The sequence below is a fragment of the Acidimicrobiia bacterium genome (assembly GCA_029210695.1).
GTDB lineage: Bacteria > Actinomycetota > Acidimicrobiia > Spongiisociales > JAHEDJ01 > JAHEDJ01.
This window is the reverse complement of record JARGFH010000017.1, coordinates 48,941-63,231: the sequence shown is the minus strand read 5'-3', so window position 1 is coordinate 63,231 and position 14,291 is coordinate 48,941. Positions and strand designations below refer to the sequence as shown.

15 protein-coding genes and 1 pseudogene are annotated in these 14,291 nt (G+C 63.2%); 2 read left to right on the top strand and 14 right to left on the bottom strand.

Translation table 11 applies throughout. The features are described from left to right. Window positions 1-72: 72 nt before the first annotated feature. The 3 genes from P1T08_07545 to P1T08_07535 form a co-directional block, all read right to left on the bottom strand. A complete protein-coding gene (locus P1T08_07545; GenBank protein MDF1595934.1) occupies window positions 73-447 on the bottom strand; it encodes a response regulator in 375 nt (124 codons plus the stop codon). A 136-nt stretch (window positions 448-583) separates the two neighbouring features. After that, window positions 584-1,228: a hypothetical protein gene (locus P1T08_07540; GenBank protein ID MDF1595933.1), complete on the bottom strand. Its 645-nt coding sequence runs from the start codon at window positions 1,226-1,228 to the stop codon at window positions 584-586. A gap of 9 nt (window positions 1,229-1,237) precedes the next feature. Next, the gene (locus P1T08_07535; protein ID MDF1595932.1) at window positions 1,238-2,164 is read right to left on the bottom strand and encodes a hypothetical protein; all 927 of its coding nucleotides are present in this window, start codon (window positions 2,162-2,164) and stop codon (window positions 1,238-1,240) included. Window positions 2,165-2,319: 155 nt separating this feature from the next. On the opposite strand from P1T08_07535, the gene P1T08_07530 reads away from it, so the two are divergent. Continuing rightward, on the top strand, window positions 2,320-2,847 hold the full coding sequence (locus tag P1T08_07530) for a dihydrofolate reductase family protein (protein ID MDF1595931.1): 528 nt from the start codon (window positions 2,320-2,322) through the stop codon (window positions 2,845-2,847). Here P1T08_07530 and P1T08_07525 read toward each other — a convergent pair. Beyond that, window positions 2,844-3,005, bottom strand: coding sequence for a hypothetical protein (locus P1T08_07525; protein MDF1595930.1), 162 nt, complete (start codon window positions 3,003-3,005; stop codon window positions 2,844-2,846). The genes P1T08_07530 and P1T08_07525 overlap by 4 nt on opposite strands. On the opposite strand from P1T08_07525, the gene P1T08_07520 reads away from it, so the two are divergent. Then, window positions 3,004-3,351: a Rieske 2Fe-2S domain-containing protein gene (locus tag P1T08_07520; protein MDF1595929.1), complete on the top strand. Its 348-nt coding sequence runs from the start codon at window positions 3,004-3,006 to the stop codon at window positions 3,349-3,351. The two genes, P1T08_07525 and P1T08_07520, sit on opposite strands and share 2 nt — an antisense overlap. Window positions 3,352-3,916: 565 nt before the next feature. Here the strand turns inward: P1T08_07520 and P1T08_07515 are convergent. The 10 genes and pseudogenes from P1T08_07515 to P1T08_07470 form a co-directional block, all read right to left on the bottom strand. Then, on the bottom strand, window positions 3,917-5,101 hold the full coding sequence (locus P1T08_07515; protein MDF1595928.1) for a helix-turn-helix domain-containing protein: 1,185 nt from the start codon (window positions 5,099-5,101) through the stop codon (window positions 3,917-3,919). 116 nt (window positions 5,102-5,217) lie between these two features. Then, entirely contained in the window at window positions 5,218-6,708 is a 1,491-nt protein-coding gene (locus tag P1T08_07510) for a long-chain fatty acid--CoA ligase (GenBank protein ID MDF1595927.1), read from the bottom strand. Window positions 6,709-6,710: 2 nt separating this feature from the next. Beyond that, window positions 6,711-7,709, bottom strand: a complete 999-nt coding sequence (locus P1T08_07505) for a 3-oxoacyl-ACP synthase (protein MDF1595926.1) — start codon at window positions 7,707-7,709, stop codon at window positions 6,711-6,713. Next, window positions 7,706-8,554 (bottom strand): alpha/beta hydrolase, encoded by an 849-nt coding sequence (locus P1T08_07500; protein MDF1595925.1) that lies wholly within the window; start codon window positions 8,552-8,554, stop codon window positions 7,706-7,708. The genes P1T08_07505 and P1T08_07500 overlap by 4 nt, the downstream gene beginning before the upstream one ends. Beyond that, window positions 8,551-10,077 carry a class I adenylate-forming enzyme family protein gene (locus P1T08_07495; protein ID MDF1595924.1) on the bottom strand — a complete coding sequence of 509 codons (1,527 nt, stop codon included), beginning with the start codon at window positions 10,075-10,077 and terminating at the stop codon, window positions 8,551-8,553. The genes P1T08_07500 and P1T08_07495 overlap by 4 nt, the downstream gene beginning before the upstream one ends. Window positions 10,078-10,085: 8 nt before the next feature. After that, on the bottom strand, window positions 10,086-11,183 hold the full coding sequence (locus P1T08_07490) for a branched-chain amino acid ABC transporter permease (protein ID MDF1595923.1): 1,098 nt from the start codon (window positions 11,181-11,183) through the stop codon (window positions 10,086-10,088). Further along, on the bottom strand, window positions 11,180-12,088 hold the full coding sequence (locus tag P1T08_07485; GenBank protein ID MDF1595922.1) for a branched-chain amino acid ABC transporter permease: 909 nt from the start codon (window positions 12,086-12,088) through the stop codon (window positions 11,180-11,182). Before P1T08_07485 ends, P1T08_07490 begins: the two co-directional genes overlap by 4 nt. Window positions 12,089-12,430: 342 nt before the next feature. After that, window positions 12,431-12,649 (bottom strand): annotated as a pseudogene (locus tag P1T08_07480) (hypothetical protein). A 166-nt stretch (window positions 12,650-12,815) separates the two neighbouring features. After that, complete coding sequence (locus tag P1T08_07475; GenBank protein ID MDF1595921.1) at window positions 12,816-13,517, bottom strand: ABC transporter ATP-binding protein; 702 nt, start codon at window positions 13,515-13,517, stop codon at window positions 12,816-12,818. Then, entirely contained in the window at window positions 13,514-14,290 is a 777-nt protein-coding gene (locus P1T08_07470; protein MDF1595920.1) for an ABC transporter ATP-binding protein, read from the bottom strand. The genes P1T08_07475 and P1T08_07470 overlap by 4 nt, the downstream gene beginning before the upstream one ends. Between the last annotated feature and the right edge of the window lies 1 nt (window position 14,291).

Genomic DNA, 14,291 nt, shown 5'->3' with positions numbered 1-14,291 from the left:
GCCGGCAGTGCTCACCGGCCAGCAGGCTCAGCCACAAGACTCCCACAACCGCAGAAGCCCCGTAGACCCCCATTAGGCGTCGAGATCGAGCAGACGTCGTACCTGCGTGCGAAGGTGGGCGGGAGCGAACGGTTTGCCGATGAAAGCAGAGGCGTTGGTGACGTCGGCCCTCCCGCTGATGGCGTCGTGATCGTGCGCCGACATGATCAGTACCGGAATCTCCGTCGTCCGCTCGTCGTCGCGCAGTCGTGCGAGGATTTCCCAACCGTCGAGATCGGGCAGAGCGATGTCCAGGATGATGAGGTCCGGGATCTGCTCGAAGCTGGCGGCCAGGCCCGACTCTCCGTCGACCTCGGTGAGCACTTCGTACCCCTCCCGGCCCAGCGCGATCTCGAGGAGTCGCAGCGTGGCGGGGGCGTCGTCGATGACAAGAATGCGTTGGGTCACTGTCTCCTACTCGGGTCGCGACGTCGGAGGGATTCTGGCACGACGGTAGACAACCTGCAGCATTCGCCGCCAATGTGAGCGGCCGAGCCCCGGCTGGCCCGGCCGCTCTCGACGGACTGCGGATTCTCGGTGGTTGCTATCCGTGGTGTGCGTGGGCCTCCTGTGGCAGTTCACGCACCCGGATCGACTGGAATCGCAGCACATGGATGATGGTCGACAATCCGAAGGCAATGGCGAGCAGATAGAGAGCAACGCCGAACCTGCGAATGCCTTCTAGCCAGATCGCCCATTGCTCGGAGGTGGCAAGCGCCGATGCGCTCCCACCAGCGATCCGGGCGCCGATGACGAAGTGGGCGATGATGGCCGCCAGGAGAATCATCATGCTCATTGCCATCAGTCCGATGAATGCTCGGGCCGTTGACGGCATCTTCAACGTTTCGACCTGAGCGCCGGTCGACTCCTGCAGCCGTCCGCCGCCCACCCTGAGCTCGCCGAGGATTCGGGCGATCGCAAACGAAATCGCGGCGAACACCGCGGCGAAGCCGGTGAACATCACGGCCGGTCCGAAGTGGCCGAGGGAGGCGATCGTCGAAGCGTCGCTTCCTGTTGCGATGGCGTTGGAGCGAATGACGGCCAGGATGACGCCGGCCGGGAAGGCCATCAAGGCCATCACCAGCATCGGTCGCCACAAGCGATTGCCGGCTACCTGGGGCAGGTTGCGCCCCAGCGCCCGGTCGGTGATATCGATTCTGAATTCGGTTGTCGTGAGTGTGGTGGTCATGGGGTTCTCCTACCTGCCCGCCGCGACGATCTCGCGCAGGCGATTGAGTTGGAAGCCGAGTGCATTGCCGATGGTCGCCAGTGCTAGAACGATGCCGGATAGCAACAGACCCAGACTCAGCTCACGGATCGGGCCGAGCCAGGCGAAGCCGGCCGCGACGTCTGTTCCATTGGCTGCCAGCGCCAGGTAGGCAACGAATTGGAAGATGCCCAGCATCAGCCCGGTCGCCATCAGAGCTATGAAGAGCTTGGCTGTCATGGGCATCTTGAGGGTGAGGACGGGCAGGCCGAGCCCCTCCTGGATGCGACCGCCACCGTCCCGGAGGGTACCGAGGATCGATGCCAGCAGGAACGACACGCCGGACAATAGGAATGCCTCGCCGAGGAACTGGAGGCCTTGCGTCCAGGCAGCGGCGGTTGTATCCCCGGTATTCGCCCATCCCAGCGAGATGAAGAACCCGGCTATCACCGCCATAGCCCCCATGGCCAGCATCGGGGCCCACAGCGTGCGAGCCATCCTGTGGATGGGGAGCGGGTTGGAGCTACCGGCGGCGACGGTTGCCACTCCGTAGTCAGTGTCGACTTCGCCCGCCCGGATCTCGGTCGATGGGTTGGCCCCGACCAGGTCGGGGAGGGCGGCCTCCACAGACTCGACCCGGAGCCACAGGCGGACGACGATGCCGACCAGGATGATGGCGACGCCGAACTTGACCGTTCCGAAGGCGAGCGTGGTCAGCCCAAAGGACCAGGCGAGGATGCCCGAAGCCTCTTCGCCCTGTGCGAGCAGGTCGCCTGCCACGAAGTTGGCGATGAGTGTGATCGTGGCAAGAGCCACTCCGAGCACCGCGATGCCGAGCCCGAGCTTGCGGTGCCTGGTTGGTTGCCGGTAATCCGTTCCGGCGGCCGGTCGGATCAACTTGTCGAAGGTGATGGCCACGGTGGACCTCCTTGGTAGATGCACCTTTCATGGGTGAGAACCCCGTCAGCCGGCGCAACTGCCTGTATTGTCGGGTGGGTGACAGAGATGGCATTGAGGCGGTGGACATCTGCAGTCGATGGAGCCAACCCGTCTGGCGCTAATGTCGGTTGTTGATGCGTGCTTCCGTCTTCATCGCGACCACCACCGACGGGTTCATCGCTCGAAAGGACGGTGGACTCGACTGGCTGACCGGGGCCGACCCGGGCGATGAGGACTACGGGTTCGAGGCCTTCATGGCCTCCGTCGATGCGCTGGTCATGGGCCGCAATACGTTCGACTTCGTGATGACGACCGGCGAGTGGGCGTACGGTGAAACACCGGTCTTGGTCCTTACCAATCGCCGGCTCGAACTTCTTCCGGGATTCCCGGGACGGGTTGAGCCGTTGGGACTCTCGCCGGAGGCCGTAGCCGGGGAACTCGATCGGCGCGGCATCGAGCATGTCTACGTTGATGGAGGCGAAACCATCCGGAGCTTTTTGCGTGCCGGTCTCGTGCGCCGGATGATCGTCACGCGTTTGCCCGTCCTCATCGGGACAGGCATCCCACTGTTTGGCGACCTCGACGCCGACGTCGATCTGCGGCTGGTCAGGTCAACCGCGTATGAGAATTCCTGGGTGCAACTCGAATACGAGGTCATTTAGTAGCTGCGGAGCGGCGGGTCCCCGGAACCGATTCCCCGCAGCCGACCGGATCGCACTCGACTCGCAACGGAGCCTCGATCCGAATCGACGACTTCGGCTACCTCGATGCCGGGTAGGGTCGTGGTGTCACGAAGAACCAGCAGAGGAGGCGCAGCCATGTCCGACGAAATGGAAGTGGGGATGGCCTCCGAGCTCCCTCCCGGCACCGTGGTGGGCGCCGGTCCCTACGCAGTCGGCAACGCCGATGCTTTGTTTGCAGTCGGTCGCCGATGCCGCCACCTCTACGCCGACCTCGCCCACGGGAGCATCGACGACGCCGGGTGTCTGGTTTGCCCCTGGCACGGTGCCAAGTACAACGTGGAATCCGGCAGGATGGTGCGCGGCCCGCAGGGCATCTTCGCCAGGATCCCCGGCTTGGGCACCGCCTTCAAAGCCCTGACCCTGGTGCTGCCGCTTCGGCGCGGCCGCGTCGTCGAAAGGGACGGAACCATCTACGTCGAGTAGGTCGCATGGGCCTCGAGCGCACAGAGGTCGGCGTGAACTGCGAGGTCCGTCCTCGATCGGAGATACTCCGGCTCGCTGCTCTTTCGCTTAGATCCTACCCGACTCGCAGAAACGGCCCTTGCCTTCGGTGCCCCCTCTGCCTCGAAGGCTCGGCATCTCCCCCGCTGCGCGGGGGAGAAACGCGAGTTTGTGCGGTGTGTTGTGGGCGGGTTCTCCCCTCACGGTTTCGTGGGGGGAGTGGCGGCCGGCTGTTGCTGGCCGGCGAGGCGGGAGGGTCGGCGTTCGTCTTGGGTCGGTTTGTCCCTGGTTGGGTGCCCCCTCTGCCTCGAAGACTCGGCATCTCCCCCTCTGCCTCGAAGACTCGGCATCTCCCCCGCTGCGCGAGGGAGAAACGCCAACTAGTACCTAGTGGTCTGTCTGCTATTTGATGACCGGGGTAGGCAGTGCCACGAACCCTGCCACAGCGGGGATCGTCCGGCAGGAGACCAAGTCACCAAATCCGCGACGGACCACTAGTGGCAGTCCGCCACGGGATCGTTCTCACCTGTGTAGACCGTCTATACCGTCACGGCATCGTTCTCATCTGGGCGTGGTGGTAGATGCTGTGGGGGTGGGGTGGGTAGTAGGGGTTGGTGACGGGGTGTGGGATCGGGTAGGTGTGGGTGGCGAGTGTTTCGGTTTGGTGGCGGAGGGTGAGGGTGGCGTCTCTCGTGGTGATCGATGCGACGACGAGGCGGTGGTCGGGCAGATCGATCGGCCAGCGGTGTTGCGCGATGGTGATGGCTTGTTGGTGGACGCGACGCAGGAAGGTGACCCGCCCGTCGGTGAGGGGGATCCGAAGACGGCCTTTGGAGTCTTGGTGGTTGGCGAGGAACAGCGATGGCGGCCATCTGAGTGTGTCACGGAAGTTGTCGACCAGCACATCCGGGTAGCGGGTGCCAGCAACAGCTGGCGGGTGGAGGGGCCGGAGATGGTTGGCCCAATGGTTGAACAGGTCGGTGTCGCCGGCCAACAACTCAAGAGTGGAGTAGCGGCGTTTGGCGATGGTGCGATCTTGGAAGAGGTTGTTGAAGTTCTCCGCCCCGTTGGTCCATCCCAGCTCTCGGGGCGGCGAGATGACCGGTTCGGTCCCGAAGAACAGGCAGAGACGCACAAACAGGGTCCAGAACTCGGCCACGCTGGTCATGCTGCGATGCCGGTATTGACGGGCGATCCCGCCCCCTGATCCCATGTCGACGAGTTGGATCGAGTTGTATCTGATCCCGCCCTCGAGATAGCGATCCTGGATCCAGTCGCTCTGATGCCACACACCTGGGAGGTGACCGACCTGGGGTAACGGCAGGATCGGAACCGTCGACCGTGACGTCTTCTTGGTTTTCGGGTGGGTCATCCCGGCTCGGGTGAGGATCCGTTCGATCGACCGCACCGACGGCAACCCGGTGAGCCCGTCGCGTTCCATCGCCGCCAGGATCGACAACCCACCCACCGATGACACCGGATCGGTTTCGAGTCGACGCCGATACTCCAACACCACATCGACAAGCTCGCCAGAGGACGACTGGAACGAGGTCGAAGACGCTCGAGACCGCTCCGATAGTCCCTCACCGGCGTTGAACCGAGCGGCCCATTTCGACAGCCAGCGACGCGACCGGCCAATTACCGCGGCTGCAGCCGTGACCGACCAGCCTTCCTCGGTGACCAGCCGCAACGCTTCTGCCCGTCGCGCCTCTTCGGACTCGAACTCGCCCATCTGACCCTCCCATATCGATTGGGAGAATCATCCAAAGTGGGAACGATGCCCTGGCGGAAATGTGGGAACGATGCCCTGGCGGTTCGCCAGTAGTACCTAGAACCCAGTACCTCTTCCTACCCCAGCTCTTGGCGGAGTTGGCGCTTCAAGACCTTTCCGGCTGCATTGCGGGGCAACTCGTCCACCGCCACTGCCCGCTTCGGGATCTTGTAGCGGGCCAGTTTGTCGTCGCAGAAGTGGATGATGTCTGCGGGATCGAATGCATCCGGGTTGCGGGGCACGACCACCGCCAAACCGGACTCGCCCCAGCGCTCGTCCTGCACACCTATCACTGCAACGTCCAGGACGTTGTCGTGCCGGAACAGGGTTTGCTCGACTTCGGCTGGGTACACATTCTCGCCGCCCGAGATGTACATGTCCTTCCACCGATCGACGATGTAGACGTAGCCGTCCTCGTCGATCCTGGCCGCGTCGCCGGTGTGCAGCCAGCCGTCTGTGAACGACTCACGGTTTGCCTCAGGCCTTTCCCAGTAGCCGGGCGTCACGTTCGGCCCCTTTGCCCAGAGTTCGCCGATGTCTCCGGTCGGAACGTCCGTGCCCTCCTCGTCGACCACGCGGATCGCGGTGTGCAAGACCGGCTTGCCAACCGATCCGGCCTTGGATAGTGCATGTTCTTCGTCGGTCAAGAACAGCGTCGGGCTGGTTTCCGTCAGCCCCATGCCCTGCCGGATGTGGATGCCGCGCGCCGCATAGCGCTCCAACAAGGTCACCGGCATCGCCGAGCCACCGCACGCCCAGGACTCCACCTTGGACAGATCGGCCGTTTCCCAACCTTCGTACTCCGCCAGGAACTGATACACGGCCGGAACGCCGAAGAAGTGGGTGATCTCGCCGGACGTCAGCCAGTGCAGCAACCGCTCGGGGTCGAACTCGCGGAGGTTGACCGACGAACCGCCCAGTCGTAAGCACGGTGTCGTGTAGAGGTTCAAGCCTCCTGTATGGAAGGTTGGCAACACGTTGAGATTCGTGGACTTGTAGGTGAGGCCGACGGCGTCGCCGATGTTGATGGCGTTGTAGAAGAACATCCGGTGGGTGATCAAGGCGCCCTTGGGGTGGCCGGTCGTCCCGGATGTGTACATGATCGCCAGCGGATCGTCGTGGGTCGCCGTCACCGGGGGAGCGGTGGCGGGGTCGGCGCCGGCGAGCGCCGCCTCGTAGTCGTCGCCCAGTCGCAGGTGTGTTGGCACCACGAGTTGATCGACTGCCTCCTGGAATTGGTCCTCGTAGATGAGAAGCTGAGGGCGGCAGTCACCGATGATGAACTGCAACTCGGGCACTGCCAGCCGCCAGTTGAGCGGGACGATGATCGCCTTCAAATGGGCACAGGCGAACAGCACTTCGAAGATGTCGATCGTGTTGCCGGAGAGGAACGCCACCCGGTCGCCCTCGCCGACGCCCTTCCCGGCCAACCATGCCGCCATGCTCCTCACTCGATCGTCGAGTTGTGCGAAGGTGTGGCGCTTGCCGGTGTAGTCGTCGATCAGCGCTACCGCCTGTGGGCGGATGCCGGCATGGAAGCCGATCCAATCGTATGCCGGTACTGCCATCGCTACCACCTCACCACGTTCGCCGCCCACGTATATCCGGTTCCCGCCGAGATCAAGAGAACATAGTCACCGGGCTGCAGATGCTCCCGCCGCTCGTTCAATCCGACGATCGGATCGATGCCGGACATGTGTCCGGTTGTTCTGAGATACACCGTCTTGTCCTCCGGTATGTCGAGTTCCTCCAGCACCCAGTCGAGAAACGAGCGCTTGAAGTGCAAGGGCACCATCAGCGCAAGATCTCCGGAAGTGATGCCCGCTCGCTCGAGTGCCTGCCCGGCGACCTTGATGAAGTTCGGTCCGGAGACCGGGTCGAGGCGCTCCTTCATCGAGACCGGGTCCCCGACGTCGAGGTAGTGCATGCCGGCGTCGATCGTCGCGTGGGTGGCCGGGTGTTTGCTGCCTCCGGCATAGACCGCGACGTCGTCGGCGAACTGCCCGTCGGTGATGATCGCCGAGGAGATGATCGGATGGCCCGGTCGTGATTTCGACAGCACCGCCGCGGCACCGCCGTCGCCAAAGTTGAACATGAACCTCGAGCGCTGGTTTGTGTAATCCAGGAGGTGAGACTCGCGACTGGCTCCCACCAGCAGCATCGTGTCAACATCTTCGGCGCCCCGTAGGAAATCGGCGGCCACCTTCAACGCAACGGGAGCACCACACGACACGTTCGCCATTTCGAACGCCCAAGCGTTCGTTGCTCCGACCAGGTGCATGATCTTCGGGCTGACCGACCAGACTTCGTAGTCACGCCACATCGACCCGAAGTAGGCGACGACGTCGACCTCTTCCGGAGCAATGCCGGCTCTCGCCAGTGCCAGCAATCCCGCCCGGGCGCTCATATCGGAGTTGTGATCTTCCGGGCCGGCGATATGTTTGCCGTCGAGTCCGAAACGCTCGACGATGATCTGCTCGTCGATTCCCGAGCGTTCTCCGATTTCGGCAGCCGTCATCCACCGTTCCGGCAACCAGGCGGCTACATCGACGATGTTGACCGGCGTCACGCCTGCTCCAAGAATTCCCGGATGGCAGCAACCAGCAAGGGGGCGCTCGAACCGAATAGGTAGGTGATGTGATTTCCGGGGATCGACTCGAGGCGGCTGTTGCGGATGCGCTCGATGGTGGCCTTCCCCTGGTCTTCGGGAACGATCGGCAGAGCGCCGGGCGGACCGAACGGGTCGGTGGCCCGCAGAAACAGTGTTGGCTGGTGAATGGTCGAAACCAGTTGGGGCCAGTCGACCACCAGTGTGCCTTCGACCGCCTGCCGGATGTGCCCGGGATGCGATCTCGCCTGCACGGTTCCGTCTGCGTTGTCCTGAACGTCTGCCCGGTAGAAGGCCTCGATCGTCGGATCCCACCATCCGTCGTAGTAGGGCATGGACTTGATGAGGTCGAGGTAGTGCTCCCAGGACGGGAGGACCATTTCGAGCCGATCCAACGACGGTTTGATCTGGTCGAGGATGCCCTCGTGGACTTCTGCCGGGGCGTCTAGCAGGATGCATCGGTCGACCCGATCCGGGTGGTTGGCGGCCAGGTAGTAGGTGAGCAGACCGCCAAACGAATGCCCTCCCAGCGTCACGCGGTCGAGGCCCATGGCATCGAACATGCCAAGAAGGTCGGTCGCGTGGTCGGCCATTGTGTATCCGGTCTCCGGCTTGTCGCTCTCCCCGCGGCCACGCAGGTCGATGGAGATAACGCGCAGACCGTCTGCGAGTCCCGACTGGATCAGTCCGTCGAACGAATGGGCGTTGGCCGTCAGGCCGTGGGTGAGTATCAGCGTTTGATCTCCTGCACCGTATTCGAGGTAGTGAAGTCGAATGCCGTTCGTCTCGACGTAGCGGTCGGTCATGGCGACTCCTCGACGTAGTCCTGTTTGATGATGCGCCGCAGCGTCTTCCCGGCCACGCTGCGGGGGAAGGCATCGAGCACCAGGACCTCGCTCACCTTCTGGAAGCGTGCCGAAACGCGTTCGTTCACCCAGTCGCGCACGTCATCGGCTGAGGCAGCCGAGCCCGCCATCAACACGACGGCGGCGATGGGTGTCTCGCCCCAGCGCGCGTGGGGAACGCCGAATACGGCTACATCGGTAACGTCGGGATGCTGTACGATGATCTCCTCGATATCGCGCGGATACACGTTCACTCCGCCGGAGATGATGAGGTCCTTCTTGCGATCGACGAGGAACAAGAAACCATCCTCGTCCACGTAGCCGAGATCACCCGAGTAGAGCCAGCCATCCTTGATCGCCTCTGCGGTGAGATCGGGCCGCTTGTAGTAGCCGGGCATGGTGATCGGGCCGCGCCCGATGATCTCGCCGACTTCGCCGGCGGGGAGGTCGTTGCCCTGATCGTCGATGATCCGCATCTCGTAGAGCGGGGGCGGGATCCCGACCGAGCCGGGTTTCGACTCGTAGTCGTCGCGATCGAGGATCGTCACGAACCCCTCGGTCAGTCCGTAGAGCTCGGAGAACCGGTTCGGTAGGCGACGGGCCAGTTCTTGTTTGTGCTCGAGCAGTAGTGGTGCACCGACCGATCCGATCATCTCGAGGTTCGGGAGGTGGTCCTCATTGAAGTCGTCGTGCGCAAGGAGGTCGATTATCTGGGAAGGCACCAGCATGACGTGGGTCACACCCTCGGAGGCCATCGAGTCGATCATCCGGCGGGCGTCGAATGACGGATGCAGCACGTAGGTACAACCGAGGTAGAAGGCCGGCATCAGAGTTAGGAAGGCGCCATTGAATACGAGCGACCCGGAGTGCAGCACGACGCTCTCCGGTTTGATCCGGTATGACGAGGCGAAGCCCGTGCAGTAGGCCTCGCGAATCTGGTGCGTGTGGACGATCCCCTTGGGAAGGCCGGTGGTGCCGGAGCTATAGATGATGTTGTATGTGTCGTCCCGGTCGATCGTGACCCCCGGAGGTTCGGCGTCGGAGGCGAGATCGGTCAGCGTTTGATACGACCGGAATCCCGGCAGTTCCGCGTCGATCAAGAGGAAACGGTCGTCCGGCACGGCCGTAAGGACTTCGCGCACTTCGTCGAGGTGCGGAGCCAAGTCGGCCTGGCTGATAACGGCCACGGAGTCGGAGTCGTTTATGAGGTTCGACAGGCCCTCGCCGCGCAGCAGCGGGCTGAGCGGTACCACCACCATGCCGGTCTTGGCGACGGCTTGATATACCTCGAGGACCTCGAGGGAATTTCCGAGAATCGTGGCAACCTTGTCGCCCTTCCTCAAGCCCAGACCAGCCAGGGCGTTGGCGAGGCGGTTGACGCGGGCGTTGAACTCCGAGAAGGTCAGTCGGTGATCATCAAACACGACCGCCAATTTGTCCGGGTAGTAGGCGGTGTGCCGGGTCAGAAGTGTGTTGATAGGCATCTAACCTCCTAGGACCGGAAGAGCGCGGCCAGGCGTTTCCGGCCGCTCGTAATCTGCAAGCGCTTCACCCTCCACGTCCCGACGATCCCGTACGGCAGGTAGAGGACCAACAGGACATAGGCGATTCCGATCAACAAGTCGGAGGCACCGCCGAACCAACGGTCGAGGAAGTACTGGAGCAATCTGAATACGGCGGCGCCGACGACGGCTCCACTGATGGTGCCGACCCCGCCGATGAGGATGACCAGCAAAGCAGTGACTGTGTAGCCGAGGCCGGCCACGTTGGGCGTCACGATCGGCTGGTGGATCGTGTGGATCGTGCCGGCCAGCGCCGCCGTCATCGAGGCAACCACCAGTACGACCAGTTTGAACCAGAGGGTGTTGTATCCGAGCATCAGGGCACGGTCCTCGTTGTCGCGGATCGCATTGGCGACCTTGCCGAGCGGCGAGTCGGCGATCCGCGTGTACAACAGGTAGACCAGCACCACAAGGGCCAGCGTGATCAGGTAGAAGATGAATCGCTCATTGGTGCTATCGAGGAACCGAGCAGGAGCAGGCACCCCCTGAAGGCCGATCTCGGCGCCGGCGTAGTCGGAGAGGTCGCTGGACTGGATCACGATCCAGAACATAGAGGCTATGCCCAGCGTGACCAGGGCGAACGTGATCCCCTTCACGCGAGGAAGCACCACTCCGAACAGCAATGCCTGCAGCACGGCGGCCGTCAGCACCACGAGGAGAGCTGCGGGCCACCCCATTTCGAACGTCTTCAGCATGATGCCGAATGTGTAGGCGCCCACTGCGAAGAACATGGCGTGCCCGAACGACAGCAAACCGGTGACTCCGAGAATGAGGTCGTAGCTCAACGCATAGAGGGAAAGGATGAAGATCTCGATGGCGAGGCCCTGCAAGAAGAGGGCGTTGCCTTGGTCATTGGCCAGCACCGAGCCGATGCCCCGGCCATCCACGACGAGTGAGATCACGAAGGGGAAGAGCACCATCAGCCCCGTGACGATCAGGAGTCCCCGCCGGTACGCCAGCCAGTCGCGCACGGTCGTTGGCAGCCCTGCTCCCGCCTCGAGCGTTGCCTCCGGCTTTGACGCGGTCATCTTTCGCTCCTCCCGAACAAGCCGGCCGGGAGTGCCAGCAACACGATGACCATCAGCAGGATCGCCGCAGCCGGAATGAGTGTCGGGGAAGGCTTGAACGGCTCATCCAGGAACGGCAGGTTGATGCCCGACTGTCCGTAGCGAATGATGATCTGCTGGAGCAACCCGACCAGCACGGCGCCGGCCGCCGCCCCCGGGAAGCTGGTCAGACCACCAATGGCCAGTGCCACGATGGCGGAGAGGAGGAACACTGCCCCCATGCCGGTGCTGAGCCCTATCGAGGGTGCGGCCAGGACACCTCCGAATGCGGCCAGGCCGGAACCGAGGGCGAACACGAGTGTGAACACCCTGCGCACGTTGATGCCGAGCGCTTCGACCATTTCCGGATCCTGAACCCCGGCGCGAATGATCATGCCGATACGAGTTCTTCTAAGCAGCAGGGTCACGCCCACCAGTACGACGATGCCGGCGAGGACAACGAACCCCTCGTTATAGACCCGGAGCCTGCTTCCGAACGCCTCGAGAGTCGAGCATCCGCTGAAGAACCCGCCCACGCCTTCTCCGGGACAACCAGGTCCCGTGCCGTTGAAGGCGGCCGGCCGGCTCATTGTGAACTCGGGCCGACCCCACACCTCGCGCACCAACTCGATGAGGATGAATCCCACTCCAAGAGTCACCATCAGCTGGTAGATCGGACGGTCGTATAGCGGGCGGATGAGCGCCACCTCGATGAGGGCCCCTGCCATTGCGCCCAGGGAGACGGAGACGATCATCGCCAGGAAGAATCGCCAGGTCGTGCTCAGTCCGAACACCCAGTCGTTGAGCGGTCCCTTGACCGCCAGGAGGACGATTGAGGACACCAGGAGTGTGCCGAACCCGGCCAAATGCTTGCGGTCGACGGTCATGTGTACGCTGACCTGGTTCCGGAGCACGTTGAATCCGAGCGCCAGCAGTGCCCCTCCGACCAGTGTTGCCGGTATGACGACGGCGGCGGGCCATCCGAAAGAGCCGGCGGGGAGGGGAGCGAGCGTTCCGAGGTCGATCTGGACCGAGTAGTTGCTCGGACTCATCGCGAAGTTCCCTGGATCCCAGATGACGAGCGGAAAGCGAGTCACAGAGAGCCAGGCAATGACCCCTCCTGAGGCCAGCAGTCCCAAACCACCCCAGCGCCGGCGGAGCGGTGTCGTTCCGATGGTGACGGCCAGGCGGCGCCAGAGCGGCAGAAGGGTGAAGGGGGCGGCCAGGACCAGGAGGGGTACCAGAACGTCGACGACCGTGTCGAACCGCGTGTAAACCGTCCATCCCACGTACGCACCGAGCATGAACAGCTCACCGTGGGCAAGGTTGAGTACGTCCATCAACCCGAAGATGAGCGAGAGCCCGGAGGCAACCAGGAACGTGATGGCGCCGACGGATAGCCCCTGCATGATCGTCGAGAACCAGTCGTCGCGCTCGAGACCCGACATGGCGGCGAGGAGCAGGAAGACGAGGATCGCCAGCGTGGTGACCCGCGTGCGATGCTGCCTGAACCAGTCAGAGCGGCGGCGGGCCGGAGACGAAGTGCGGGTGTCGGCCGTCATGCGACACCGCCGGGGTACCGGCTACTAGCTACTGGAGACACAGCGAGCCTCTTCACGCCGCCCCCAGGTATCGCTTGATCGTTTCGTCGTCGTCGACCAGATCGGCCATTGAGCCGGCTTTCACCGACTTGCCCTCTTCGATGATCACGTAGTGCTGGGCGAGGCGGCTGGCGACGATGAAGTTCTGCTCGACGAGCAGCACGGTGGAGTGCTCCGAGAGGCGGGTGATGGCGTGCATCATCTGCTCGATGATGACGGGGGCGAGGCCCTCGCTCGGTTCGTCGATCAGCAGGAGTCGATTGTCCGGGACGAGGGCCCTGGCGACGGCGAGCATCTGTTGTTGTCCGCCCGAGAGGTTGGTGCCCGGCAGGCGAATGAGACGTTTCAGGTCTGGGAATAGGCCGAATATCAGCTCCTCCCGTTGGTCGAGTTCGCCCTTGGCGCGCTCGGCGATGCGCAAGTTCTGCTCAACGCTGAGGTCGGCGAAGATCGCCCGGTGCTCCGGGACGTAGCCGATTCCCAGATTGGCAACGTCGAAACTGCGCCGGTTGGTGATGTCTTGCCCATCGAAATGGATCGAGCCTGAACGGGCCGGCGTCAGGCCGAGGATGGTCTTGAGCGTGGTGGTCTTGCCCGCTCCGTTGCGCCCTAGCAGCGCAACGATGTCCCCGGCCGGTACGTCCAGCGATACGCCTTCGAGAATGTGGTATTGACCAATGAATGTGTGGGCTTCAGTAACTTCGAGCAGGCTCACGGGCGGCCTCCCTGCTCTTTGTAGAGCTCGCCGAGGTAGGCGGTCTGGACTCGTTCGTCTGCCGAGATTTCAGTCGGGGAACCCTCTGCCAGCAGGGCACCCTGATGCATGACGGTGATGCGGTCCGAGACCGACATCACCACGTTCATGTTGTGCTCGACGAGCACAACAGTCTTGCGACCGGACGCCTGGATGGATTGAACCAATGCCATGAGCTCGGGCACCTGCTCGGACGCCATCCCGGCCGTTGGCTCGTCGAGCATCAAGACCTCAGGGTCCGGGGCGAGGATCATGCCGAGTTCGAGTTTGCGTTGATCGCCGTGGGGCAATGTCCCTGCCGGTTGCAGGGCCTTGTCGGATAGTCCCACTTGTTCGAGCACCTCGTTGGTCCGCTCGAGGTACCTGCTGAACTTCCTGTGCGAGCGAAAGAACCTGAGGCTGTCGCTTCCCATCGCCTGGGCGGCGAGGCGGACGTTTTCGAACACTGTGAGATTCGGAAAGAGATTCGTGATCTGAAACGACCTGCCGATGCCCCGATGGATTGTCCGGTGGGAGGGCAGGTCTGTGATGTCGTCGCCTCTGAGGAACACACGTCCGCTGGTGGGGCGAAGCGTTCCGCTCACCAGGTTGAAGAAGGTGGTCTTGCCTGCGCCGTTCGGCCCGATGATCGAATGCAGGGAACCCGCTTCGATCGAGATCGACATGTCGTCGACGGCCACCAGTGCGCCGAACTCCCGGCGCAGGTTCCGTGTTTCGAGGATGACATCGCTCATC

Excerpts from the sequence above, each read along its gene's own strand:
- P1T08_07540 (MDF1595933.1), bottom strand. The coding sequence starts at position 1,228 with ATGACCACCACACTCACGACAACCGAATTCAGAATCGATATCACCGAC.
- P1T08_07530 (MDF1595931.1), top strand. The coding sequence starts at position 2,320 with ATGCGTGCTTCCGTCTTCATCGCGACCACCACCGACGGGTTCATCGCT.
- P1T08_07520 (MDF1595929.1), top strand. The coding sequence starts at position 3,004 with ATGTCCGACGAAATGGAAGTGGGGATGGCCTCCGAGCTCCCTCCCGGC.
- P1T08_07525 (MDF1595930.1), bottom strand. The coding sequence starts at position 3,005 with ATGGCTGCGCCTCCTCTGCTGGTTCTTCGTGACACCACGACCCTACCC.
- P1T08_07515 (MDF1595928.1), bottom strand. The coding sequence starts at position 5,101 with ATGGGCGAGTTCGAGTCCGAAGAGGCGCGACGGGCAGAAGCGTTGCGG.
- P1T08_07510 (MDF1595927.1), bottom strand. The coding sequence starts at position 6,708 with ATGGCAGTACCGGCATACGATTGGATCGGCTTCCATGCCGGCATCCGC.
- P1T08_07500 (MDF1595925.1), bottom strand. The coding sequence starts at position 8,554 with ATGACCGACCGCTACGTCGAGACGAACGGCATTCGACTTCACTACCTC.
- P1T08_07495 (MDF1595924.1), bottom strand. The coding sequence starts at position 10,077 with ATGCCTATCAACACACTTCTGACCCGGCACACCGCCTACTACCCGGAC.
- P1T08_07490 (MDF1595923.1), bottom strand. The coding sequence starts at position 11,183 with ATGACCGCGTCAAAGCCGGAGGCAACGCTCGAGGCGGGAGCAGGGCTG.
- P1T08_07485 (MDF1595922.1), bottom strand. The coding sequence starts at position 12,088 with ATGACCGTCGACCGCAAGCATTTGGCCGGGTTCGGCACACTCCTGGTG.
- P1T08_07470 (MDF1595920.1), bottom strand. The coding sequence starts at position 14,290 with ATGAGCGATGTCATCCTCGAAACACGGAACCTGCGCCGGGAGTTCGGC.